Origin of the sequence: Nitrospira sp. (assembly GCA_015709715.1) — a bacterium.
GTDB lineage: Bacteria > Nitrospirota > Nitrospiria > Nitrospirales > Nitrospiraceae > Nitrospira_A.
In genome coordinates this window covers 3315286-3337087 of sequence record CP054184.1, presented here as the reverse complement: position 1 = coordinate 3337087, position 21802 = coordinate 3315286, and the positions used below count along the sequence as shown (strand labels likewise).

Below are 21802 nucleotides of genomic sequence, written 5' to 3'. Positions count from 1 at the left end.
GAGCTACGGCTTGGGCTGGCAGGGCATATCCTGGCAGGAAGGCTGCTGCTGATGACAGTTGCCGCAGCCGCCCTGGTGAAGTCCGAGTAACTGGTGCAGCATCATACGGCTGCCCTCGACAAAGGCCGGGCCGATCCGCCGCCCGTCGGCGAGACGGCCGAACGCCGCTCCTACCAACAGCACCGGGATTGCCCCAAGACCTGCCTGGAAGGCCAGCGACCCAGTCCGCGCCGGCTCCATCCACCAGACAAGCCCCGACATCGAGCCCAACGCGATGGCGCTGCTGCTGATGCTGCTGAGCACGATCGGCCACCCACAGGTCTGTCGCGCCAACCCGATACTGCCGACCACCAGCCACAGAAGCCCCCAAGCCAGCATGAGTCCGAATCCACCGATGAGCAGCCCGGCGCCAAACGATATCCCGCCGTCAACCATGTGCGTCACGACATCCTTTCCAGACAACCCCGTCCATCGAAGATCATTGCTCGCGCGCCAACTTGAGGAACACCTCCTCAAGGTCCGCCTGCCCGAACCGAGCCGCGATCCCCTGGGCCGTTCCCTCTGCGACGATTTTCCCTCGCTGCAAGAAGATGATGCGGTCCGACATCGCCTCCATCTCGCGCATATTGTGCGACGTATAGAGGATGCTGAGCCCACTGGCCTGCCGCTCCTCCAAGAGGAGCGCGCGAATCTTGTGCGCAATGTCCGGATCCAGACTGGCGGTCGGCTCATCCAAAAACAGAACCTTGGGCTCCGTGAGGAATGCCTTGGCCAAGGTGAGCCGGGTCATTTGACCGGACGACAACTTGCGCGTCAACACATGCCGCCACTCCTGCATCTCCAGTTTCTTCACCATGGCGTCGATGCGTCCAGGAATGTCGGACAGCCCGTAGAGCCGTCCGACGACGGCGAGATTCTCCTCCACCGTCAGCGAATAGGGCAGCGAAATATAGGTCGATGAAAAATTGACCTGCTGCAGAATCGCCTCCCGGTGCGTTCGGAGATCCATCCCGAACATGTGAATGGACCCGGACGTAGGCGTGACCAGACCGAGCATCATCTGAAACGTCGTCGTTTTTCCGGCGCCGTTCGGCCCCAGCAGGCCGAGGATTTCTCCACGCCGGATGTCGAAGGAAATCCCGTCCACCGCGGTAAACCCGCCGAACCGCTTGGTCAGATTGCGCACCTCGACCACCGACGACGTCATGGACTGCCGGTTCCCCTGGATCAAAACGACAAGAACTCAGTGAGCTTCTCGGGCAGGTGGCAAGTTTCGCATTTTCGGCTCAACACCTTGCCGTCATATTCGGTTCGGTTGTCGTGGCAACGAAAGCAATCCGCCATGGCGCGCTTATGTAACACGGAGCCTTCGGGATGTTCAGGCTTCCATGGCTTGCTGTCGGCGGCGACATGCCCGCGCGGAATCACGATGGGGTATCCCTTGATCGGTCGCTCATGGACGACCGCCGCATGACAGGTCGTACAACCCTCGCCCTGCCCGCGCGTATTGAAGGCCTCCATATGTTTGCGATGACTCATGATGAGCCCGACATCCTTCACCGGAAGCGGCAGATCGCGCGGCGCCACCTCCGACAGCCGCAGAATGTTTCGGTGGCAACCCAAGCAGACGTCCGAATCGACGTGCGCTTGCAGGTTATGGGGCTCCGTGGGTTTGCCGAACAGATAGATGGCGACATCCCTCGTGCCGTGCCACGCCTTGTCATGCAGCCAGTTCACCACACCGGGCCGCACATGGCAGGCCACGCACTCGACCTCCTTATGGGATGACTGTCGCCAACTTTCATAGGCCGGAGCGATGGTATGGCAGTTGGCGCAGAACTTGGGATGGTTGGTCAGCGGAACAGCCACGCCCCCGACAGCCACTGCGCCGGCCACGACCGCTCCGATCACAATGGCAGGAACCTTACGCATCGTCCCGCAGAGGCCTGGGGAAATGCCGCATGATCAGGGCGGCCACCCCCACGATATCGTCGGGATCCAGGAGAGGAACGGACATCTCGATCGGCTTGTTGGACACGACGGCCAGCAGGCCGTCCTGAGAGACCGGCACTTCGCCGATTTGGTCGCGCACGACGACAATCTTCGGATACCCCTCGCTCCGCCACCCTTCGGCGAGAATCAAATCGTAGGACCCATCCAGATAGCGCTCCCGCACGTCCTCCACGTTCATATGGTCGGACACGTCGGCGAACATCGCCAGACTGCTCTTGGAAATGATGACGACGCTGCTGGCTCCGGCCTGTTTATGGCGCCAACTGTCCTTGCCCTCGGTATCAAGATCGAAGCCGTGGCCGGCATGTTTGACTGCGGCCACCTTGTAGCCGGCTCGTACCAGTTCAGGAATGACGCGCTCGATGAGCGTCGTCTTTCCGCTATTCGATCGTCCGACGAAAGCCAGAATGGGGACGGCCATGGGACAAATTCCTTTCGCGGCTCAGCAGCAGGAGGGACGATGGCCGATCGAGGAAGCCGGGGCCGCCTCCTCCATCCAGACCGATCCGCTCAACAATTGCACCGTCACGACATCGCCGGGATTCACCCGTTCCGTTTCAACGGGAATGTCGATCAGACAATTGGCCTTTACCATCGAGGTCAAGATACCGGACCCCTGATCGCCGGTCGTTCGCACCTTGAACAGCCCCCCTTCTCGCCACAACACGCCGCGGAGAAAATGGCGACGGTCGGTTCGTTTGGAGAACTTTTCCTGAAACACCGCCTCGACCAATGGACGCCCGTAGTGACGCGCACCGGACAGTTTCAACATGGCCGGTCGCACCAACTGTTCGAATGTCACCATCGACGAGACCGGATTGCCCGGCAAGCCGAAGGCCAGTTTGCCCTGAATCTTCCCGAAGGCCAGCGGCTGACCGGGCCGGATCGCCAATTTCCAGAAATTCATCTCGGCGCCCAGGTCGCGGAACACCGCCTTCGTGAAGTCGTAGTCCCCCATCGAGACGCCGCCCGACAACACCAGGATGTCGGCGTTCAGGCCGTGTGAAATTTTCTCTTTCAATGCAGCGGGATTGTCCCGCGCGATCCCCAACAAGAGGGGAATCCCACCGGCTTCCTGCACGGCGGCGGCGATACCATAGCTGTTCGAGTTGATGATTTTTTCTTCGCTGAACCGTTCATCCAAATCGGCCAATTCGTCGCCGGTCGAGAGAATCGCCACCCGCGGACGCTGATACACCAGCACGAAGGACTTGGCCAAAATCGCCAGCATTCCGGCCTCGCCGGAACGGATCGTGGTGCCTTTGGGGATGATGCAGTCTCCCTCTTTAACGTCCTCGCCCTGCGGCCTGATATTCGAGCCCCGCGCCTCGGGCTTGAAGATCCGCACGGAATCCGGCGTATGTTCGGTATCCTCAACCTTCACGACGGCGTCGGCTCCCTTGGGGATGGGCGCGCCGGTCATGATTCGGATAGCCTGTCCAGGGCCGACGGACTTGGTGGGCATTTTCCCGGCAGGCACGTCCTCGATCACGGTGAGGGTGACCGGCTTGGCGATCGAATGCTCCTGCTTGAGGTCTTCAGACCGGACGGCAAACCCATCCATGGCTGAATTGTCCCATGGCGGATTGTGCCGCTCCGCGATGATGTCTTCACCCAACACCCGCCCGAGCGTATCCAGAATGGAGATCTTTTCCAGCCCCAATGGGGAAGTCGCTTCGAGGACAATCCGTTGCGCCTCGTGGAGCGGGGTCAAACCGCTGGTGGCATCTGGGGCTTTCACACGTGCACTCCTCAGTGATGGTGGCGGGGAGCCAGCTTCACCAGGCTGCCGCTCTTCTTACAGAAGGCTTCAACCTGGTTGGCAATGTCATGGTACGCCTGGGCCGTCGCCGTATCGGAATTGAACAGCGCGAAGGGTTCCCCAGCGTCGCTCTGCATCACCACGTCCGGATCCAGCGGAATCCGGCCCAGGAACGGCACGCCCATATCCGCTGCCGACGCCTCCCCGCCGCCCTTGCGGAACACCTCTACATGTTGATGGCAATGGGGACATTCCAACCCGCTCATATTCTCGACGATACCGATGATCGGCACCTCGCTGTCCTTGCAGAAGGTCACCGACTTGCGGGAATCGAGCAAGGCGACTTCCTGCGGCGTCGTGATGATGACCGCGCCGCTGACATTGCCCAGGAGATCGATGGTCGTCACCGATTCGTTGCCGGTTCCCGGAGGCAAATCGATCAGCAGGAAGTTCAGATCCTGCCACTCCACGCCGCCCAACAGTTGGTTGATGAACTCATACTTGTACGCGTCGCGCCAAATGATCGGATCGTCTGGATTCTGCAGCAGAAACGACATCGAGGCGATCTTGAGATTGTAGGCTTGGAAGGGAATGATGCCGCCCGACGTGCTGATCTTGAGCTTCTGGCCTTCCGCCCCCACCATTTTCGGAATGTTGGGTCCGTGGATATCCATATCGCAAATCCCGACGTGCCATCCCTTGAGCGCCAAACTCACCGCCAAGTTCGTGGTGCAGGTGCTCTTGCCGACCCCGCCCTTGTTGCTCATCACCAGCACTTTGTATTCGATCCGTTCCATGCGCTTGGCGACGAGCCACCGGCTATGGCCTTCCTTATCCTTCTGGCATGTTTCATTTTCGTCGCAGATGGCGCAGGCCCACATGTAGGTACAGGCGTCACCCCCGCTGCTGGAACCCGGCTGAGAGATAATATTTAACTCGCGTGGCATCCTAATCGCTCCTCGTGAATCATCACCCTGTTCGTGAGTCGAACGAGGCAGGCCTCGTCCCTTGCATCCTTGGTCGCCCTACCCTCGGCGACTGCCCCCCATGGGCACACCGACATAATCCCCCTCACCGCCACCGGACGACACAGGGGGAACCGGCTTGGCGGCCGCCTGTCCTACCGGCGCAACAGCCGGCACCAGGCTCTCTTCTGAAGTTGCGGCAGACTTCTTATTGAAAATGCCGGCGCTCACGATGCCCACTTCATAGAAGATGTACATCGGCAGCGCCATCAAACATTGGTTGAAGGGGTCCGGCGTCGGGGTCAGGATGGCCGCGAAGATGAACGCCGTCAGGAACGCCCACTTTCGGTACCGTTTCAACAGGGGGGCATCGACCCAGCCCAACTTCGCCAGCAGCGTAATGGCCAGAGGCACCTCGAAAATGAATCCGAAGACCAGCAAGAACCAGAGCGCGAAGCCGACATATTGCGCAATCGACAATTGCGGAATGAACCCGGCATTGACCCCGTAGGAAATCAAAAAGTTGAGGGCGAAGGGCAAGACGAAGAAGAAGGAGAACAACAGCCCCAGATAAAACGCCAACGTGCTGAGAATCACGAAGGGGCCCACGAACCGCCGCTCCTGGACATGCAGACCGGGCACCACGAAGTGCCAGAACTCAATCAGGATGTAGGGGGTTCCAAGCACCAAAGCAAAGAGGCCGGCCACCTTGACGTTCTGCCAGAGGGCTTCCGCCGGCGCGAGAAAGACGAAGGGAACGGTAGGGAGATCCGTCGGAACCCACGAGAGGGACCCGGGCACGAACATGTTCTGTAGCGGTACCCGGATCCACTTCACGAGCGTGTCAGCGTAAAAGAACGTGCCGACAAAGATGATCGCCGTCACGATGACGGCCCGCGTCAGCCGGACCTGGAGCTCGACCAAATGCTCCATGACCGGCATTTTTTTGTCTTCAAGCGGCTTAAAGACCGTGTCTTGCAGCCACTCTTGAAACTTGAACCCGTCAGCCATGAGCCTTCACAAAACCGATCCCTTACTTCGGGTTGACGGCTACGAACAGGTTATTCCCCTGCCGGCTCAGCAAGAGGACGACCATCTCGTCTTTCTTCACCTTGGCGGAGGCCTTCTGATAGTCCTCCAGGCTCTTCACCACCTCGTGGTTCACTTCCTGGATCACATCACCGCGCTGCAGCCCTGCCGCTTCGGCGGCGCTGCCCGCCTCGACGGAGCTGATGACCACCCCGTTGGTCTTGGCCGGCAAATTCAGCTGGCTCTGCATCGCCGCATCGAGCATCTGCACACGCAAGGACGCCAAGACATTGTCCGGCGGCTTCACGGTCTCAGTGGGCGCGTTGGACGGACCCGGCTCCCGCTTGGCCAACACCTCATCCGACGGTCGCTCCGCGACCTTGATCTTCAAGGTTTGCTCCTTGCCGTCGCGCAAAATCTTGATGTCGGCTTCCTTCCCGACCCCGGTGCGGGCCACGAGGTTCCGCAACTGGCTGACGCTCTGCACTTCCTTGCCGTTGAAGGCGATGACCACATCGCCCCGGCGCATGCCGGCCGTATGGGACGGCCCGTTCTCGTTTACGTCGCTGATCAAGACGCCCTTGCGCTGCTCGGGCAATTTGAACGACTTGGCGAGGGCCGGCGTGATTTCCTGAATGGCGACCCCCATCCAGCCCCGAACCACCTTCCCGGTCTTGGTCAGGCTGTCCACGATGTCCGTCGCAATGCTGCTAGGGATGGCGAAGCCAATGCCTTCCGACCCGCCGGTTCGCGAGAAGATCGCCGTATTGATCCCGATCAGCTTCCCTCGCATGTCGACCAGTGCGCCGCCGGAGTTTCCCGGATTGATGGCCGCATCGGTTTGAATGAAATCTTCATAGTCGGCGATGCCCACGTTGCCTCGGCCCAATGCGCTGATGATGCCGAGCGTCACCGTGGAACTGAGGCCGAAGGGACTGCCCACGGCCAACACGAGATCGCCGACCTGCAGCTCTTCATAATCCCCCCACTTCAAGGAACTCAGGTCCTTGGCCTCAATCTTGATGATGGCCAGGTCGGTCTTGGGATCGGTACCAACGATCTTGGCTGGAAACTCACGCCGATCGGACAGCGTCACGGTAATTTGGGTTGCACCTTCCACGACGTGATTGTTCGTCACGATATAGCCGTTCGGATCCAGAATAACGCCGGAGCCGGCGCTCTGATCCGGCCGATGCGGTCCGCGTTCCGGAGGTCCACCCGGAGGGCCCGGCGGTTCCATGCCGGGAGGTTCTTCACCGGGAGGCGGTCCGCCGAAGGGTCCACCAGGCGGGAGTTGGCGACGACCTTCGCGACGCCCCTCTCCGCCGCCGGTCACGGCAATATTCACCACTGCCGGGGTCACCGCCTTGACGATTTCAGAGAATCCCTGGGCAAACGCCGGGGGCACACCGGCCGCCTCAGCCTGATACCCGGTCAGCGATCCTCCGACCGGAAATGTAGCGGCAACCATTGTGAGACCCGCGAGCACGGACAGTACCTTACTGCGCCGATGTCGATACACCATGTGACTCCTCCGGAAGCCTGAAGATGAGGGAGACTGACTGCCTCTCGACGTTGAACGTGTCATTCTACACTATTCCAAGAATCGCCTTCAAAGAGGAAAAACCTCGACAGAGCGGCGCCGCAGCCGTTGCATCACCGAGACATGGAAGCCAGTTCGACATCCCGCCGTTCCACCCACGCCCGCTGGAGATTGTCCGCCAACCGCTTGGCGGCCCGTTCCGTGGCGACGACTTGGAGCGTCACCGGGGCGACCTCGTAGTTGGAGGGCCAGATGCGCCGCTCCGGATCCTGCGGCCGCAAATAGATGACAGGGTACCATTGCGAGATCCCCGGCGCCGTGGGACGATCCAACGTCGCCCAGGCCCGCCCTTCCGCCTGCAGCACCACTCGCCCGCTCCGGCCCTCGATCAACGCGGCCTCAACGAGCGCCCAGTGATCCCGCCGCACGCCCGGCTGACGATGAGTCGTCCAGCCTAGGAACAAGGAGACGGGATACTCCTGTTCCACACCGGATAACACCGCCACCACGAGGTACTCCGCCCCCTGCTGCCCGGCCACGGTTCGCCAATCGAGTTTGGCCCCTCCGGCCGGAATCTCCCCCAACTGTACGACCCGCTCGATGACAATGGGAAAGCCCCGATTGATGTCCTCGCGCAGCTTCTCGGCCAACCGCTCTTGCACCACCTCCGGTAACAACGGCGGCGCTTCCGACTCTGAACGATCGGCGATAAGGACCAACGTCGCTCGAACAGGCCGCTGATCCGGTAACCGGGTGAGTGCGGAGTCACCCGGCCTGGAAATCGGTACGTACTGGGCGAGCCGACTAGCGGGAGTGGGCCCTGCACAGCCCACCGACAGCATGACGCCGATCAGGACCAGAAGCCGGGTACGATAGCGGGACATGACAGGCCTCCTTCCGCTTCATTCCGTGCGCACGGCCTCGCGCCCAATCACGATCGCCTCCGGAGGGGGAGCCTGTCAAGAACCGTGACGCTGCGCTTGCAATTCCCCTCCGGCTCGGCTACCGTGTCGGCCCAACAGCGACGCGTCAAGGACCATCGGCAGCAACACACTCCGGCTGGAGGCTGTCTCCGCGTGACACTCACCTCGACTCAAGCGCCGTATCTCTCGGTCATCGTCCCGGCCTACAATGAAGCCCATCGCCTCCCCCCGACTCTCCAGCATATCGCAACCCATTTGACCCAACGCAGGTTGGCCTATGAAATCCTCGTCGTCGACGACGGCAGCTTGGACGGAACCGCGCGAGAGGTGGAGTCTGCGGCCCTACGGATTCCGCAGATTCGGCTGATTCGCCTGCCCAACAACATGGGAAAGGGGGCCGCCGTCCGCCATGGCATGCAGACAGCGCGGGGACTGCTGCAACTGTTTACGGATGCCGACGGGGCCACCCCTATCGAAGAATTCTCCCACTTGGAGCAGGCGCTTGAGGCGGGGGCAGACCTGGCCATCGGATCACGCGCCTTGGCCTCACGGCAACCGGGCTACACCGTTCAGGCGCGCTGGCTGCGCAGCGCATTGGGAACGACCTTCAATGGCATGGTGCAGCGTCTTGGGCTTCCCCTCGCCGACACCCAATGCGGATTCAAGTTGTTCCGCCGCTCCGTAGCCCAGGACCTGTTTGCGGTGACCTGCGTGAATGGGTATGCATTCGACCTCGAAGTGCTCTACGTCGCCCAGCGACGCGGCTACCGCATCGCGGAAGTGCCGGTCAATTGGGCCGACCAGCCGGGCTCCAAAGTCCGCGTCTGGCGGGACGGTTTCACGATGCTGCAGGAACTGCTGGAGATTCGGAGGCGTGAGGCAGAGGGGTTCTACCATCCTCGAAGCCGTGAGCTCTTACAGCCGATCGAACCGGCCTTGGCGTCCATCGAACCCTCCCATCCGTAACAGAGCAACGGCAGCGAATCAGGCCGGACGGCGCAGAATGACCACCTTTTCATCGGTGTAGAGGGTGCGCCATCCTCGCTGAGATTCCAACGCACGAGCGACCGGACCGCCGCGTTGCGTGATGGCCCAGTCCACCTCGTATCGATCCAATAGTACAAGCGTCGGCGCCTCCTCCCGGTTCAGTTCCACATAGTCCCGAAAAATCCAACGGTCTCCGAGGTGCCACGCCGGCATCCTGCCGTCGATGAAGATGCGCTCGCCCGGCAATTGCCACAGCAGAAAGCCACCGTGGCCATAGTCGTTATAGACTCTGCTGCCGAGTTCGCTGCGATGGTGCCGAATCCAGCGAACGGCTTCGATCGGGTACTCGGTCTCTTCAAACGAGGCTTCCGTGGCCGTACCGGATCGCCAGACATGGATCAGATGGTCGGTCCCCAAACTTGAGAGCGTCCCCCCCACCGTCAACGTCACCAGCCCCAGCGCGATGTTCGGTTGACGCGTCAGGATCGGCGCCCACCGGCGGAGCGAGGCTGTCACCAGCGGGAGCAGCTCCGCGGCAAGCGGCAGACTCACGATCAAAAACAGGGTGACGTTCCTCCAATGCCGTAGCGACAGTGCAAGCATCACCAGCACCAGCATCCATCGTACGGGTTCGATACGTCGATACCACCCGATGACGAGGACGGCCAGTCCCGCCAAATACCAGCCGTAGGCCCGGCCGGCCCATCCTTGCAAAGAGACCGGCTGCCACTCCCGCAACGTGTCGACCATAAATCGATCCGTCAGCGAGTCGTAGATCTCGGCATGCAGCCGCCACCCGTAGGGATTGAGCAGCGTCACCAGCGCCGCCACCAGTACGATCAGCGAGAGATGCAGCCATCTTTCCCATGACAAGATCGGCTCGTCGAGCCACGCAGCCACCGCAGGCCACCGATCGACTGTCACGCGCAACAACAGCGACGAGAGCAACAATAGCCCCAACAGAAAGAGCCCGGCGGTGAAGCCTCCATGGAGGTTGGCCCAAAGTACAAAAAACGGCGGCAAGCCCCACAGCCATTGTCGCCGGCCTTGGCGGATCTGAGGCCACCACCACAACAGCACCGCGAAGCCGAGTACGCTGACCAATTGTGTCCTGGCACCAAGAAAGGGCAAGGCCACCCAAAGACCGGCGACCATGGCGATCAATCGGTAGGTCCGCGAGACAGCAGCCGCGGCAGCAGCCGCCCACCAGGCCAGGAGGGTCACCAGACCAAACCACAGGATCACCACCAATCCACCGAACGCGCCGAAGGTCCGATACAGCAGGGCCACGATGCCATCGGTCAGCCAAGCATGTTCCACCCATCGCCAGTCGGGCATCGTATGGGAGTAGGGATCGGTATCCGGCAGCCGCAACCCGTGCGAGAGCCAATCCAGCCCGGCACGCAGATGCCAGCCAAAGTCCGGCTCCACCAACGGTTGGAGCACCAAGTTCAGCGCGAAGCAGAGAAGGAGCAAATCCAGAAGAATCCGAAGCGCCGACTGCAACGGAAACGCTGCCGAGCGGGGAGGCTCAACAGGCATGGGTCACGGTAGACGGTCTTGAGGGGCGCCCCACCAGCAGGGTACCGAGCACCAGCCACTCGACCCGTGTCCGCAAGAAACACCGTACGGCGTCTTCAGGCGTACACACGATCGGTTCCTGCACATTAAACGAAGTATTGAGCAACACCGGCACGCCGGTGAGGTGATCAAAAGCCGTCAAAAGTGCGTGGAAGCGGGGATTGGCCTCACGCGTGACCGTCTGGACCCGTGCGGTACCGTCGACATGCGTCACCGCTGGAATCAGCCCCTTCGCCGAAGCCTTCACTCGCACCGTGAACTGCATGAACTCCGACGGTCCGGGCAGCTCGAACAACTCCGTCGCTCGCTCGGCCAACACGGAGGGGGCGAAGGGACGAAAGGCTTCCCGCTGCTTCACCTTACTATTGATGAGTTCGCGCATGTCCTCGCGGCGCGGATCCGCGAGTAGACTCCGATTGCCTAGCGCACGCGGGCCCCATTCCATGCGTCCTTGGAACCAAAAGACCAAGCGGCCTCGCGCAAGTTCCGTGGCCACGCGATGGGAGAGATCCGGTTCAGAGAGCGGCTCAGCGATCAACCCGGCCCGCACCAACGCCGCCTGACAATCGGCCGCATTGAAGTGCGGCCCCCAGAACGCCGACGGCATGCTCGTTCTTGTTCCCTTACGCCTGGCGGTCCACCAGACGGCAGCTCCCAGCGCCGCACCCGCATCACCAGCCGCCGGAGGCACGTAGACCTCCCTAAATCCAAGCTCCGCGCGCAGCCGACCGTTGACGGCACAATTGTAGGCGACTCCGCCTGCCAGGCACAGCGACTCCGCCCGGGTGATGGTCCGTAGATGGCGCCCCAAATGGAGCAGCGCCTCTTCCAACACGACCTGCGCACTGGCCGCCACGTCTCGATGGCGTTGCGTCAACGGATCCATCGGACGCCGCGGTGGACCGAAGAGACGGGTGAACGCCTCCGTGAACAACCCGGCTCGAGCCAGATGGAAATCGAGTACGCGCGTGTTCAGCTCGAAGCGCCCGTGAGGCAACAGACGAAGCACCTCACGGCGCAAGGCCTCCGCGAAGATCGGATCGCCGGACGCCGCGAGGCCCATCACGATGTACTCATCGTAGTCCGGCCGAAATCCCAAGAAGGCAGTCATCGCGGCATAAAATTGACCGAGCGAATGGGGCAGCGGGACGCGATCCAGGACGCTGATCCGCGTGCCCTCTCCGATCGCCAGCAAGGCCGTATCTGCTTCCGAGGCTCCGTCAACCACGAGAATGGCCGCACGGTCGTGCGGCGACACCAGGAATGAACTGGCTGCATGGCAGAGGTGATGGTCCAGGAACAAGGGTCGAGGCCCGCCTGATTCCACGCGTCGACGCAACTCCTGCCGAAGCCGGAACAATTCGACCCATTCCCCACGGAACCGTTCGTACGTCCGCCGGCCCTTGACGCGAAACAAGGCCGGCGAACGCGCCATGGCAGTCAACGCGAGGCGCAGCCGGCGGCCCACGACCCAATACTTCCAAGGCACGACGATCGCGTCCACGTCGCGCAAGGAGCAGCCCGCCTCTCGCAGACAATACCGGATGGCCTGGACGGGCAACGCCGTCACGTGTTTTTCCCGAACGAACCGCTCTTCCTCGGCTGCCGCGGCAATCTGCCCGTCGGACAGCAAGGCAGCCGCCGCATCCCGCATATTGGCAAGGCCCAACACCAGCATGATGGCGCGTAGGATAAACGAGCCCTCGCAGGGTGGCAACCGATCCGCGGACGCGGTTGCAATGCCCCATTCTTTCCTGTACCGTTCCCCTTCGACTTGCGCCGGAGCAACATCGGCTCCGGGGAGGAACCTGTCGCTTTGAGACTCCATCGCCTGTGCGTCTGCGGCATCCTACTCGTCCAGCTGTCAACGTTCGGCGGCTGCGACACTATCAAGGCCCGCTTCGCGCGACAAACACTTCCGGACCTCGGACCTCCGCTTCCCCTGACAGCCCGAATCGAGGTCGATCCGTCGCTCTCCGAAGCCAAGACTCAATATCTCGACGGGTGTGGTCGGTTTCGTCCGCTGGCGATCGGCTCGACGGCCGAAGACCTGCTCATACAGGCCGCCCATCAGACATTTCGAACGGTGGTGATGCAAGACGGCCACGCCACGGACGCGAAACCGGATGTGATTGTCCGCCTCCGCCTCTTGGAACCCCGGCTCAAGATTCAAACGGACGGCCTCTATGATCGGGCACCGGCTGAACTCGGCCTGGACGCCTTTGCCGAGTTTTTCGATCAAGCGGGCACGCCCTTGGCCGAACGGCCGCTGCAGGCCGCTCGAAAAGAACGGCTGCAGCTGGAATTGACCCAACAACGCTGCGACTATGTGATTGATCCATTGGTGCAGGATACATCCGCAGTGCTGGCCGCACAGTTCATGCAGGAGGCGCGCGTGTTATTCGATCCTGCCGCCAAGGCGGGCACCGCGTCGGCAGCTCAGACTGTCGCATCGACCGCCCAAGCGACCGGCTCGACCGCTCCGCCGGCCGGACCAGCCGCATCATCCTTAACCTTCAAGGCCACCCTCCTGGATGAAAACGGCAACCAAGTGCTCGAGGGCGGTGAGCGCATCCGCATCCGTATCGACGTCGTCAATGCCGGTTCCTCTGCCGTGCCCGCAACTGCCGTCCAGCTCGCCGGACCTCCGGCCCTGATCGGACAATTCCCAGCAACGAAACTCTCCGTGGGGCCGATCGAACCGGGTGGCTCAAAATCCCTGGAGTTCGTAGCGACACTGCCCCAAGCACTCTCGCAGCAGCAGGCGGAATTCCAGGTTTCTCTCATACCCGCCGACGGCCAAGCCCCTCCTCCTGCCCAAGCCTTGCGTGCTGCCCTTCAAGCAGCCCCCCTCAACGGTGACGATGTAGACCGGATTCCGCCGGTCTCAACCGGTTTCCAGCGACGCGACGGCTACCTGCTCGCAATTGGTCTCGGCAGTTATCGCGAGCCGCATATCCCAGCGCGAAAATATGCGGGGCTTGACGCCGAAACGGTCGCCGCCTATTTTCAGACCCTGGGGGGGCTTCCACCCAACAATGTCAGGTTACTGCGAGACTGGGGGGCCCTGCGCCCGGACATCGAAGAAGCGATCCACGATTGGTTGCCCTCGAAGGTCACCAAGGACTCCGTGGTGACGATCTACTTCGCCGGACAGGCCATCGTCTCCCCGACCGGAGAAACGTTCTTGATTCCCTATGATGGATCCTTGGGTAGCACGACGCGCCTATATCCTCTTAAAGAACTGGACGCCGCCTTAGGACAACTGAAAGCCAAGCAGATCCTCTTCATCTTCGATGGAACGGTCATCAAGAGCGGGGCCGAGCGCGCCAAGCCCCCCATGCCTAAATGGGGCGGAGCGGGCAACTCGGTGTTCCGCATCATCGGCACGACGGGGTTCGGAAAGAGTTTGGAATCGGATGATTGGCGGCACGGATTGTTGACCTACACCCTGCTGCGTGGGCTTCGCGGCGACGCCGACAGCAATCGCAACGGCGAGGTAACCTTGGGCGAAGCCACGACCTACCTATTAGAGAAGGTGTCCCCTACGGCGCGAAGCCAATTCAAGCAGGACCAACAGCCGCAGGCACTACCGGCCCACCAAGCTCTCGGTAAGAACCTCGATATCGTTCTCACCGCTCCTCAGCGGCGGTAACCTCTCCCCCTCTCATTCCCCGCGTCCCAGCTCCCCGATCAAGCGGTCGGCCTCTGCCACGATCAGCCACGAGGTGCTGGCTTCGGACTCGTCACTGCAGATGAGAAAAAACGAAGGGGCGGTGGGTTGCCCCCACCGCCCCTTCGTGATCCAGCCGCTCGGGCTGAATAGGTTCGACTACTCTTCTCCGCCCTTGCAGAAGCTCCGCTCGTAGTTGATGATCGTCCAAGCTTCTTCTTCAGTGATGGCGGCAGGAACCAGCGACACCATGCCCGTGCCGGGGCTGCCGTTCTTGATGACCCAGAAGAGCTCGCCGTCTTTCCGCTTCTTGTGGAACTTGCAGTTGGTGAAGTTGCGTGGGCTCGGATTCAGGATGGCGCCGGCAGGACCGTCGCCCTTTCCTTCCTTGCCATGGCAGTTGAAGCAGGTGCCCTTCCCCTCGTACAGAGCCTTGCCCTTGGCAACGCTCTCAGGGGTTGACGCAACCGGGTTCTTCATGGCCTTGGCATCCGCGATCTGATCCGCCGGAACGCGTGCCTTGGTCGGATCCTTCTCTTCGGCGCCCACGACCGTCACAGACAACAGGGTGACGGCTGCACACACACCCACAAACTTAGAAAGATACCCCATCACAACTCCTCCTTTGTGTTGAACCCACTGCGCGAACAACTCGACTCGTATAGAGACCGCTACAACAATGAACGACACTGTGGTCGGATAAAGCACGCGAAATATAGCAACGCGTTTTCCATCTTGTCAAGGGAACGGCCCGCCATCATTCATGTCGCTCGGTCGCCTACGATTCGAAGCAAAACTCAAATGGCGTGCCAGGACGCCTGCGCGGAGGATGGCGAGATTTCCAATGATTTCAATGTCGCTCACACACCGCACAGGCGCGCGAACACGGGTCGTGACGCCTTTGCGCCACAGCCGCCCCACGCCGCCTCACCGTAACGAAGCGAGACACCATAGGGAGCGGACCACCGGGTCATCGAGAGAGGGAGGAAAACGGTATCGAATGAGAGGGGCCGCTGACAGGCCAACCGTCAGCGTTTCAGCACGACATCTCGCACGACTTTCCCACTCGGGCCGAATGGTTTCTGCGGCTTGCCGTTCAATTCGGCACGAACACCCCCGGCATTGCCCAGGGTGACCGTAAATTGATCCTGCGCTTTCCACTGCGCACGCTCCCCCGGACGCAGCAACGCCTCTTGAGGGTTTCCGGCATCGACTTGCACCACGACCCAGCTCAGCTCCGTCGCATCCAGATCGAGGACCAGTGGTCCGTCTGAGCCGACCGGACCGTCGACAGACAACCCTGCGAGGGGGCCATCGGATCCCGCCGATGAAGCGGCCGGAGCCGGAGTGATCTCCGCCTGCATCGGAGGCTTTGCGGCAACAGTCGGAGCGGGAGCCGCCACCTTTTCCTGAACCGGTTGCATCGGCTTTGCCTGACTCGCATGGGTCGACTCAACCGATTTCCCCCCCAATGGCGGAGGCAGGGGGATATCCGACTCGGGACGCGCGGCAGGCTCTTGCGGCTCCCGGGCAAATGGCGCGCTCTTCTTTCCGAGCGGCGGCGCATCAGTGGCTGCACGACGCACGAACGTCGAAGTCTGCTCGCGACTCAGCAGGAAAACCAACGTCACGATCGCAACAGCAATCGCAATCCCGACGGCCTTCCGATTCGCTTTACGACGGCGCTCCTCTTCGACTTGGCGTTGGCGCAACCGTTCCCGTTCACCTTGTTTTTCGTAAAAGGCCCCCGCGGATTGTGCGAATCGGTGAATGGCATCTTCTTCATCCAGCCCAAGCGACCGCGCATAGGACCGCACGAACCCGCGGGCGAAGACTTGATCCGGCAATTTGGCGAAGTTGCCCTCCTCAAGTGCCTTGACGAAGTCCGCCCGGATGCGGGTCTTCGAAGCGACTTCGTCGACCGTTAACCCTTTGGTTTCGCGCACCTGCCGAAAAAATTCGCCCACTGATTCCATGGTATCCGCCTATGGTTTGAGCTTACCGAGCAGCTCTTGTGCCGCAGCCGCTTGTTCTCCGCCCTTGTCCAACGCCGACACTTTGGACAGGGCTTCTCGTGCTTTGTCGTCAAAACCGAGGTCGTGGTACACACGCCCGAGCTCCAGCTGCAGCAGTGCCGGGGGCACATTCGGTGGGGTCACGGTCGTAGCATCCTCCAGAGTTTCCATCGCCCCTTGCAGATCCCCCTCGTGCCTCAAGGCTTTTCCCAGCTGGAACCGCGCCAAGTCGGGTGTCGGATACAAGGGATTGCTCAACGCCTGTCGGTAGGCTGCGATCGCGTCTTTCCATCGTCCTTGATTCGCCAGTACTTGCCCGAGATATGTATACGCTTCGGCATAGTCGCCGTCGACCCGGATGGCGTCACGAAACGATTCTTCCGCCAGCTTGAACCGCCCCTGCATGGCATAAATATGCCCGAGTCCGTAGTGCGCTTCCTTGTTGTCCGGATTCAGCTTGACGGCCTTTTGAAAGGACACATACGCCTGTTGCTGATCGGAACTCAACCGCGCCACACCCTCTTGGTAGAACCCTTTGGACTTGCGGAGATTCTCTTCGTTGGCGCAAGCGGAGAACGACAACAGGCCGACCGCCAGAAGCAACCAGCCTCCCCCCCCTTGATGTCCACGGAGCCGCATGGCACGAGTTTTCCTGCCTCTAGATCCGATCACGCGTTGAGGTCCTCGAAATGGGTGAGTCGTTTGAATTCTTTGAAGCGGGCTTCAATCTCTTTGTAATCCAGGATCCGCAATCGGTCAAGGCTAAAGGCTTCTACGGTAAAGGAGGCCATAACGCTGCCGAAGATGATGGCCTGTCGCATCGCTTCCGCCGAACGGTTTCCCGTCGCCGCCAGATAGCCGAGAAACCCGCCTGCGAAGGTGTCGCCCGCGCCGGTGGGATCGCGGACTTCATCCAGAGGAAAGGCCGGTGCACCGAAGACCTGCCTGTCATTGAACATCAGGACACCATATTCTCCCCGCTTGATGATGAGATGTTTGGGGCCGCGCGCGAGAATTTTCTTCGCCACCTTCACCAAATTGGCATCTTCTCCCAAGGCCCGGGCCTCCCCATCGTTGATGATCAAAATATCGATGTGCTCCAGCACTTTCCACAGGGCATCCCGTTTTCCGTTGATCCAGAAATTCATCGTATCGCAGGCCACCAAGGGAGGACGCTTGACCTGCTGCAGCACGTCAAGCTGCAACTCCGGATCGATGTTGCCGAGAAAGAGCACCTCGGGCGAGGCGTATTGCGGGGGAATTTGGGGCCGAAACGTTTCGAACACATTCAGGCGAGTGTCCAGCGTCTGCGCTTCGTTCAACTGATGGGAATAGGCACCCTTCCAGCGAAAGGTCTTGCCGGGCCGCCGCTCCAGGCCCGCGAGGTCGATGTTACGGCTCTTGAGGAACGCGACATGCTGCTCGGGGAAGTCTTCTCCAACGACGGCAATGAGATTGACCGCAGTGAAGTAACTCGCGGCGGTGGAAAAATAGGTGGCGGATCCGCCGAGCACTTCGGCCACCTCGCCGAAGGGTGTTTTGACCGTGTCCAATGCCACCGATCCGACTACCAGCAACTTACCCATGCGTCACCGTGTTCCTTTCCGCGTCCGAATATAGGGCGCAATCAAGAGGTTTACTCGCCGCTTCGTGGCCGCCGAGATGCGATTCGGCGCGGTCACAATGGCATTGCGTAACGCCTGGCGGCAGCCACAAGAGCGATCGGGATTCAACGCGGGCACGACGGCTTTCAACAACTGTTTTGCCAATTCCACGTTCTTATGGAGCGTCTCCAGAATCGCTTCGACCGTGACCGCCTCTTCCGTCTCGTGCCAGCAATCGTAGTCGGTCACCAACGCCACCGTTGCGTAACACATCTCGGCTTCCCGGGCGAGCTTGGCTTCCGGCATGTTGGTCATCCCGATCACATCCACGCCCCACTGACGGTACAATCGAGACTCCGCCTTGGTGGAAAACTGGGGCCCTTCCATGCAGACGTAGGTTCCATTCCGGTGGAGCGTCGCCCCCAACGCTCGTCCTGCCCGGTCCAATTCATCGGCCAAGGCCGCGCAGACCGGATCGCCGAAACCGACATGGGCGACGATTCCGTCATCGAAGAACGTCGACGGGCGCCGCTTGGTCAGATCGAGAAACTGATCCGGCAACACCACCGCCCCGGGATGGATCGTTTCCTTCATGCTGCCCACCGCGCTGACCGAAATCACGTGGGTCACCCCAAGCGATTTGAGCGCATAGACATTGGCGCGGTAATTGATCGTACTGGGGCTGAACCGATGCCCACGGCCATGCCTGGCCAAGAACGCGACGGGAACCGACCCGAGCAAGCCGGTCACGATCGCATCCGATGGAGGCCCGAACGGAGTGCGCACGCGGACCTCACGGACTTTCTGCAGCCCCTCGATGTCATACAATCCGCTGCCGCCGATGATGCCGATCGTCGCCCGATCGGCTTGCTGTTTTCCTGCCATACAGACGATTCCTTTTCTCTCTCCCTGACGAGCTTCAGGAGGCGGCAGCCGGTTGCGGTCGCTCCAACTCGCCCAGAAAGGCTTCAATGGTCTCAAGGAGACGCCCTGCCACGGCCTCGACCGGCTCCTCCGGTTCGAGCGGCCACCAACGCAGACCAGGCTCTTTTCGGAACCAGGTCATCTGGCGCTTTGCAAAGTGGCGCGTGTCTCGCTTCAACAGACGGACCGCCTCCTCGCGGCCGTACTCGCCTGCCAAGTACCCTGCGACTTGACGGTACCCCAACCCCTTCATCGCACCCAACTCACGTCCATACCCCTTCGCCAGAAGTCGGGATGTTTCCTCCACCAGCCCCCGCGCGAACATCGTGTCGACCCGTTCATCGATACGGCGATAGAGTAAGGCACGATCGCGGATCAACCCGATCATCAGGGTCGTAAAGGCCTCTCCCGAAAACTGATGGCCTTGCTGAACTTCCGATAAACGCCGTCCCGACAGATGATGCACTTCCAGGGCGCGCACGATCTTGGCCTCATCATGAGGGTGGAGACGGGACGCCAGATCAGGATCCACCGCCATCAACTCGTCGTAGAGAAATCGGTGCCCTCTCGTCTTCGCTTCCAGCACCAGCGAAGCCCGATAGGCCTGATCCGACGGTGGAGCCTCGCAGAGCCCGCGCACAAGCGCCCGAATATAGAGACCGGTCCCGCCCACGATCAGGGGAATGCGACCGTCTCGGTAGAGTCGCTCGATCTCCCGCAACGCCCACCGGCGGTAGTCTCCGGCGTTAAATGGTTCATCGGGATTTACCAAATCGATGAGCCGGTGGGGGATGCCCTGTTGCTGGCGCGGTAAAGGCTTGTCGGTGGCAATGTCCATGCTGCGGTAGACCTGGCGAGAGTCGGCCGTCAGCACCTCTGTATCCAGGGCTCGAGCCAGCGAGACCGCAATTTCGGACTTCCCTACGGCCGTCGGACCGACCAATACGATCAAGGGCCGTGATGCCAGGGCCTGTGGTGACAGCCGGACCATCCAACGCCTCGCCACTACGCACGATCGAATAGACGGGCCAGTTCCTCGGCCGAGAGCCGGAACGCGGTGCGACGCCCATGCGGACAGGTCATGATGAGACCTTCCGCCACCCAGTCCTGTACCAGTTGCTTGATCTCGGGAAGCGCCATGGCACGACCTGCCCGGACGGCCCCATGACAGGCCAGCGATGCAAGGACTGGCTTCACTTTGTATTCCAGCGACGAGATCGAATCCCACTGTTCGAGGTCTTCCACAAGATCTTGCACGAGCGCAGCCAGGTCGGTATGACCCAAGAGAATGGGTAGGCTGCGAATCAAGAACGACGCCGGGCCAAACGGCTCGATCAGGAGGCCGAGGCGCTCCAATTCTGGCAGGTGCCGTTGGAGGATGAGGGCCTGCTGCACCGGCAATTCCAGCGGTTCCGGCAACAGCAGCGGCTGCGAGGCTATGCTGCGTCCCTGCCATGCACGCCATAACCGTTCGAACAGGACCCGCTCGTGCGCCGTATGTTGATCGACCACCTGAAGCTCCGTTCCAACCTGAGCGATCAAGAACGTACGGCTCATCTGGCCCAAGGCCACAACCTCCACCGCTTCGGCCAGATCGTAGGCCACTGCGCCCTCTCCCACAAACGAGGTCTGCTCGGGAGCAGGCCCCGCCGAGGCTCCGGCCGTCCGCTCTCCATCTGTCCCCCCTCCTACCTCCACCCCGATGGGAGGGAACGGTGCGGTCCGGACATGGGGATGGAGATGCGCGGCGGCGGCAGTGGACGCCACCACTTGAATCCGTCCCAAGGCATGCCGCACTGCCGAGCGTACCAGCTGATGGACGCTCTCGGAGTCGGCAAACCGCACTTCGCGTTTCGTCGGGTGCACGTTCACATCCACGCGTTGCGGCTCCACCTCAAGGAACAGCACGAAGAGTGGAACATGTCCTTTGGCAAGGAAGGAGCTATACCCATCGATCACGGCATGTTGGACCGTAGCGTTCTTGATCGGCCGGCGATTGACGAACAGTTCCTGCGGCGTCCGTCCGGCACGGGCTCGCACGGGATCGATGATGAAGCCCTTGACCGAGAGACCACCACGCTCCGCCTCAACCGGTAACGCTCGGTCCCCGAATGCAGCACGGTGGACCTGCAAGACCCGATCACGGTGCGAAGAGACAGCCGGAAAATCGAAGACATCATATCCGTTATGGATCAGTCGCACATGGACCTGCGGCCAAGCCAGCGCGGCCTGCTGGACGGTGTGGCTGAGATGGGAAAATTCCGTGGTCGTCGACTTGAGAAACTTCTTACGAGCCGGCGTATTGTAGAACAGCTCGGCAACCTCGACCGTCGTACCGGGCGCTGCGGCAACGTCTTCGACCCGATCAAGGGTCCCACCTTCCAGCCACAATTGCGTCCCTAGCGGCTCCGGCCGAGGCATGGTCGTGAGCCGCACCTTTGAGACCGCCGCAATGCTGGGAAGCGCCTCACCGCGAAAGCCCATGGTTCGAATCGCGGCCAGTTGGTGATCGGACTGCAATTTACTGGTGGCATGCCGTTCGAACGCCACACAGGCGTCGGGACGTGACATCCCCTCACCGTCATCGATAACGCGAATAAGGCTGAGCCCCCCGTCCTTGACCTCGACGGTAATGGTACTACTCCCCGCATCGAGACTGTTTTCGATTAACTCCTTCACCACGGCGGCTGGCCGCTCTACGACCTCGCCGGCCGCAATCCGACCGATCACGTCGCTCGGGAGGAGGTGGATTTTTCGGAGATTACCGACTCGGTCCATGAGAG

Annotated in this window: 20 protein-coding genes; 2 read left to right on the top strand and 18 right to left on the bottom strand. The window is 61.2% G+C overall.

What is annotated here, in order from left to right; all coding sequences use genetic code 11:
* Positions 1-3: 3 nt before the first annotated feature.
* From HRU82_16050 to HRU82_16010, 9 genes are all read right to left on the bottom strand, one after another.
* On the bottom strand, positions 4-444 hold the full coding sequence (locus HRU82_16050) for a hypothetical protein (protein QOJ36358.1): 441 nt from the start codon (positions 442-444) through the stop codon (positions 4-6).
* A gap of 34 nt (positions 445-478) precedes the next feature.
* Positions 479-1207: an ABC transporter ATP-binding protein gene (locus tag HRU82_16045; GenBank protein QOJ36357.1), complete on the bottom strand. Its 729-nt coding sequence runs from the start codon at positions 1205-1207 to the stop codon at positions 479-481.
* A gap of 20 nt (positions 1208-1227) precedes the next feature.
* Complete coding sequence (locus tag HRU82_16040) at positions 1228-1932, bottom strand: NapC/NirT family cytochrome c (GenBank protein QOJ36356.1); 705 nt, start codon at positions 1930-1932, stop codon at positions 1228-1230.
* Entirely contained in the window at positions 1925-2434 is a 510-nt protein-coding gene (gene mobB / locus HRU82_16035) for a molybdopterin-guanine dinucleotide biosynthesis protein B (protein ID QOJ36355.1), read from the bottom strand. The genes HRU82_16040 and mobB overlap by 8 nt, the downstream gene beginning before the upstream one ends.
* 21 nt (positions 2435-2455) lie before the next feature.
* Positions 2456-3754: a molybdopterin molybdotransferase MoeA gene (locus HRU82_16030; GenBank protein ID QOJ36354.1), complete on the bottom strand. Its 1299-nt coding sequence runs from the start codon at positions 3752-3754 to the stop codon at positions 2456-2458.
* Between the two features lie 11 nt (positions 3755-3765).
* Positions 3766-4722: an Mrp/NBP35 family ATP-binding protein gene (locus HRU82_16025; GenBank protein ID QOJ36353.1), complete on the bottom strand. Its 957-nt coding sequence runs from the start codon at positions 4720-4722 to the stop codon at positions 3766-3768.
* Between the two features lie 78 nt (positions 4723-4800).
* The gene (gene tatC, locus HRU82_16020; GenBank protein ID QOJ36352.1) at positions 4801-5751 is read right to left on the bottom strand and encodes a twin-arginine translocase subunit TatC; all 951 of its coding nucleotides are present in this window, start codon (positions 5749-5751) and stop codon (positions 4801-4803) included.
* 22 nt (positions 5752-5773) lie between these two features.
* Positions 5774-7294 (bottom strand): Do family serine endopeptidase, encoded by a 1521-nt coding sequence (locus HRU82_16015; GenBank protein ID QOJ36351.1) that lies wholly within the window; start codon positions 7292-7294, stop codon positions 5774-5776.
* A gap of 131 nt (positions 7295-7425) precedes the next feature.
* Positions 7426-8196 (bottom strand): hypothetical protein, encoded by a 771-nt coding sequence (locus tag HRU82_16010; protein QOJ36350.1) that lies wholly within the window; start codon positions 8194-8196, stop codon positions 7426-7428.
* Positions 8197-8280: 84 nt separating this feature from the next.
* On the opposite strand from HRU82_16010, the gene HRU82_16005 reads away from it, so the two are divergent.
* Positions 8281-9201, top strand: a complete 921-nt coding sequence (locus HRU82_16005; GenBank protein QOJ36349.1) for a glycosyltransferase family 2 protein — start codon at positions 8281-8283, stop codon at positions 9199-9201.
* Between the two features lie 18 nt (positions 9202-9219).
* On the opposite strand, the gene HRU82_16000 is transcribed toward HRU82_16005, so the two are convergent.
* Positions 9220-10764, bottom strand: a complete 1545-nt coding sequence (locus tag HRU82_16000) for a hypothetical protein (protein ID QOJ36348.1) — start codon at positions 10762-10764, stop codon at positions 9220-9222.
* The gene (locus HRU82_15995; GenBank protein ID QOJ36347.1) at positions 10754-12631 is read right to left on the bottom strand and encodes a carbamoyltransferase; all 1878 of its coding nucleotides are present in this window, start codon (positions 12629-12631) and stop codon (positions 10754-10756) included. Before HRU82_15995 ends, HRU82_16000 begins: the two co-directional genes overlap by 11 nt.
* Between HRU82_15995 and HRU82_15990 the strand changes: the two genes are divergently transcribed.
* Complete coding sequence (locus HRU82_15990; GenBank protein QOJ36346.1) at positions 12620-14458, top strand: hypothetical protein; 1839 nt, start codon at positions 12620-12622, stop codon at positions 14456-14458. The genes HRU82_15995 and HRU82_15990 overlap by 12 nt on opposite strands.
* A gap of 177 nt (positions 14459-14635) precedes the next feature.
* On the opposite strand, the gene HRU82_15985 is transcribed toward HRU82_15990, so the two are convergent.
* The 7 genes from HRU82_15985 to mutL form a co-directional block, all read right to left on the bottom strand.
* Complete coding sequence (locus tag HRU82_15985) at positions 14636-14956, bottom strand: cytochrome c (protein QOJ37243.1); 321 nt, start codon at positions 14954-14956, stop codon at positions 14636-14638.
* Between the two features lie 548 nt (positions 14957-15504).
* On the bottom strand, positions 15505-16452 hold the full coding sequence (locus tag HRU82_15980; GenBank protein ID QOJ36345.1) for a helix-turn-helix domain-containing protein: 948 nt from the start codon (positions 16450-16452) through the stop codon (positions 15505-15507).
* Positions 16453-16461: 9 nt separating this feature from the next.
* Positions 16462-17130: a tetratricopeptide repeat protein gene (locus HRU82_15975; GenBank protein QOJ36344.1), complete on the bottom strand. Its 669-nt coding sequence runs from the start codon at positions 17128-17130 to the stop codon at positions 16462-16464.
* Between the two features lie 29 nt (positions 17131-17159).
* Complete coding sequence (locus HRU82_15970; GenBank protein QOJ36343.1) at positions 17160-18077, bottom strand: sugar kinase; 918 nt, start codon at positions 18075-18077, stop codon at positions 17160-17162.
* Between the two features lie 3 nt (positions 18078-18080).
* Positions 18081-18980, bottom strand: a complete 900-nt coding sequence (mtnP, locus tag HRU82_15965) for an S-methyl-5'-thioadenosine phosphorylase (protein QOJ36342.1) — start codon at positions 18978-18980, stop codon at positions 18081-18083.
* Between the two features lie 34 nt (positions 18981-19014).
* Entirely contained in the window at positions 19015-20010 is a 996-nt protein-coding gene (gene miaA, locus HRU82_15960) for a tRNA (adenosine(37)-N6)-dimethylallyltransferase MiaA (GenBank protein QOJ36341.1), read from the bottom strand.
* Positions 20011-20024: 14 nt separating this feature from the next.
* Positions 20025-21797 carry a DNA mismatch repair endonuclease MutL gene (mutL, locus tag HRU82_15955; protein ID QOJ36340.1) on the bottom strand — a complete coding sequence of 591 codons (1773 nt, stop codon included), beginning with the start codon at positions 21795-21797 and terminating at the stop codon, positions 20025-20027.
* Positions 21798-21802 lie beyond the last annotated feature (5 nt).

Excerpts from the sequence above, each read along its gene's own strand:
- HRU82_15970 (QOJ36343.1), bottom strand. The coding sequence starts at position 18,077 with ATGGGTAAGTTGCTGGTAGTCGGATCGGTGGCATTGGACACGGTCAAA.
- mobB (QOJ36355.1), bottom strand. The coding sequence starts at position 2,434 with ATGGCCGTCCCCATTCTGGCTTTCGTCGGACGATCGAATAGCGGAAAG.
- HRU82_16040 (QOJ36356.1), bottom strand. The coding sequence starts at position 1,932 with ATGCGTAAGGTTCCTGCCATTGTGATCGGAGCGGTCGTGGCCGGCGCA.
- HRU82_16015 (QOJ36351.1), bottom strand. The coding sequence starts at position 7,294 with ATGGTGTATCGACATCGGCGCAGTAAGGTACTGTCCGTGCTCGCGGGT.
- HRU82_15975 (QOJ36344.1), bottom strand. The coding sequence starts at position 17,130 with ATGCGGCTCCGTGGACATCAAGGGGGGGGAGGCTGGTTGCTTCTGGCG.
- mutL (QOJ36340.1), bottom strand. The coding sequence starts at position 21,797 with ATGGACCGAGTCGGTAATCTCCGAAAAATCCACCTCCTCCCGAGCGAC.
- HRU82_15995 (QOJ36347.1), bottom strand. The coding sequence starts at position 12,631 with ATGGAGTCTCAAAGCGACAGGTTCCTCCCCGGAGCCGATGTTGCTCCG.
- miaA (QOJ36341.1), bottom strand. The coding sequence starts at position 20,010 with ATGGTCCGGCTGTCACCACAGGCCCTGGCATCACGGCCCTTGATCGTA.
- HRU82_15985 (QOJ37243.1), bottom strand. The coding sequence starts at position 14,956 with ATGAAGAACCCGGTTGCGTCAACCCCTGAGAGCGTTGCCAAGGGCAAG.
- HRU82_15980 (QOJ36345.1), bottom strand. The coding sequence starts at position 16,452 with ATGGAATCAGTGGGCGAATTTTTTCGGCAGGTGCGCGAAACCAAAGGG.
- HRU82_16045 (QOJ36357.1), bottom strand. The coding sequence starts at position 1,207 with ATGACGTCGTCGGTGGTCGAGGTGCGCAATCTGACCAAGCGGTTCGGC.
- HRU82_16025 (QOJ36353.1), bottom strand. The coding sequence starts at position 4,722 with ATGCCACGCGAGTTAAATATTATCTCTCAGCCGGGTTCCAGCAGCGGG.
- HRU82_16000 (QOJ36348.1), bottom strand. The coding sequence starts at position 10,764 with ATGCCTGTTGAGCCTCCCCGCTCGGCAGCGTTTCCGTTGCAGTCGGCG.
- HRU82_16010 (QOJ36350.1), bottom strand. The coding sequence starts at position 8,196 with ATGTCCCGCTATCGTACCCGGCTTCTGGTCCTGATCGGCGTCATGCTG.
- mtnP (QOJ36342.1), bottom strand. The coding sequence starts at position 18,980 with ATGGCAGGAAAACAGCAAGCCGATCGGGCGACGATCGGCATCATCGGC.
- tatC (QOJ36352.1), bottom strand. The coding sequence starts at position 5,751 with ATGGCTGACGGGTTCAAGTTTCAAGAGTGGCTGCAAGACACGGTCTTT.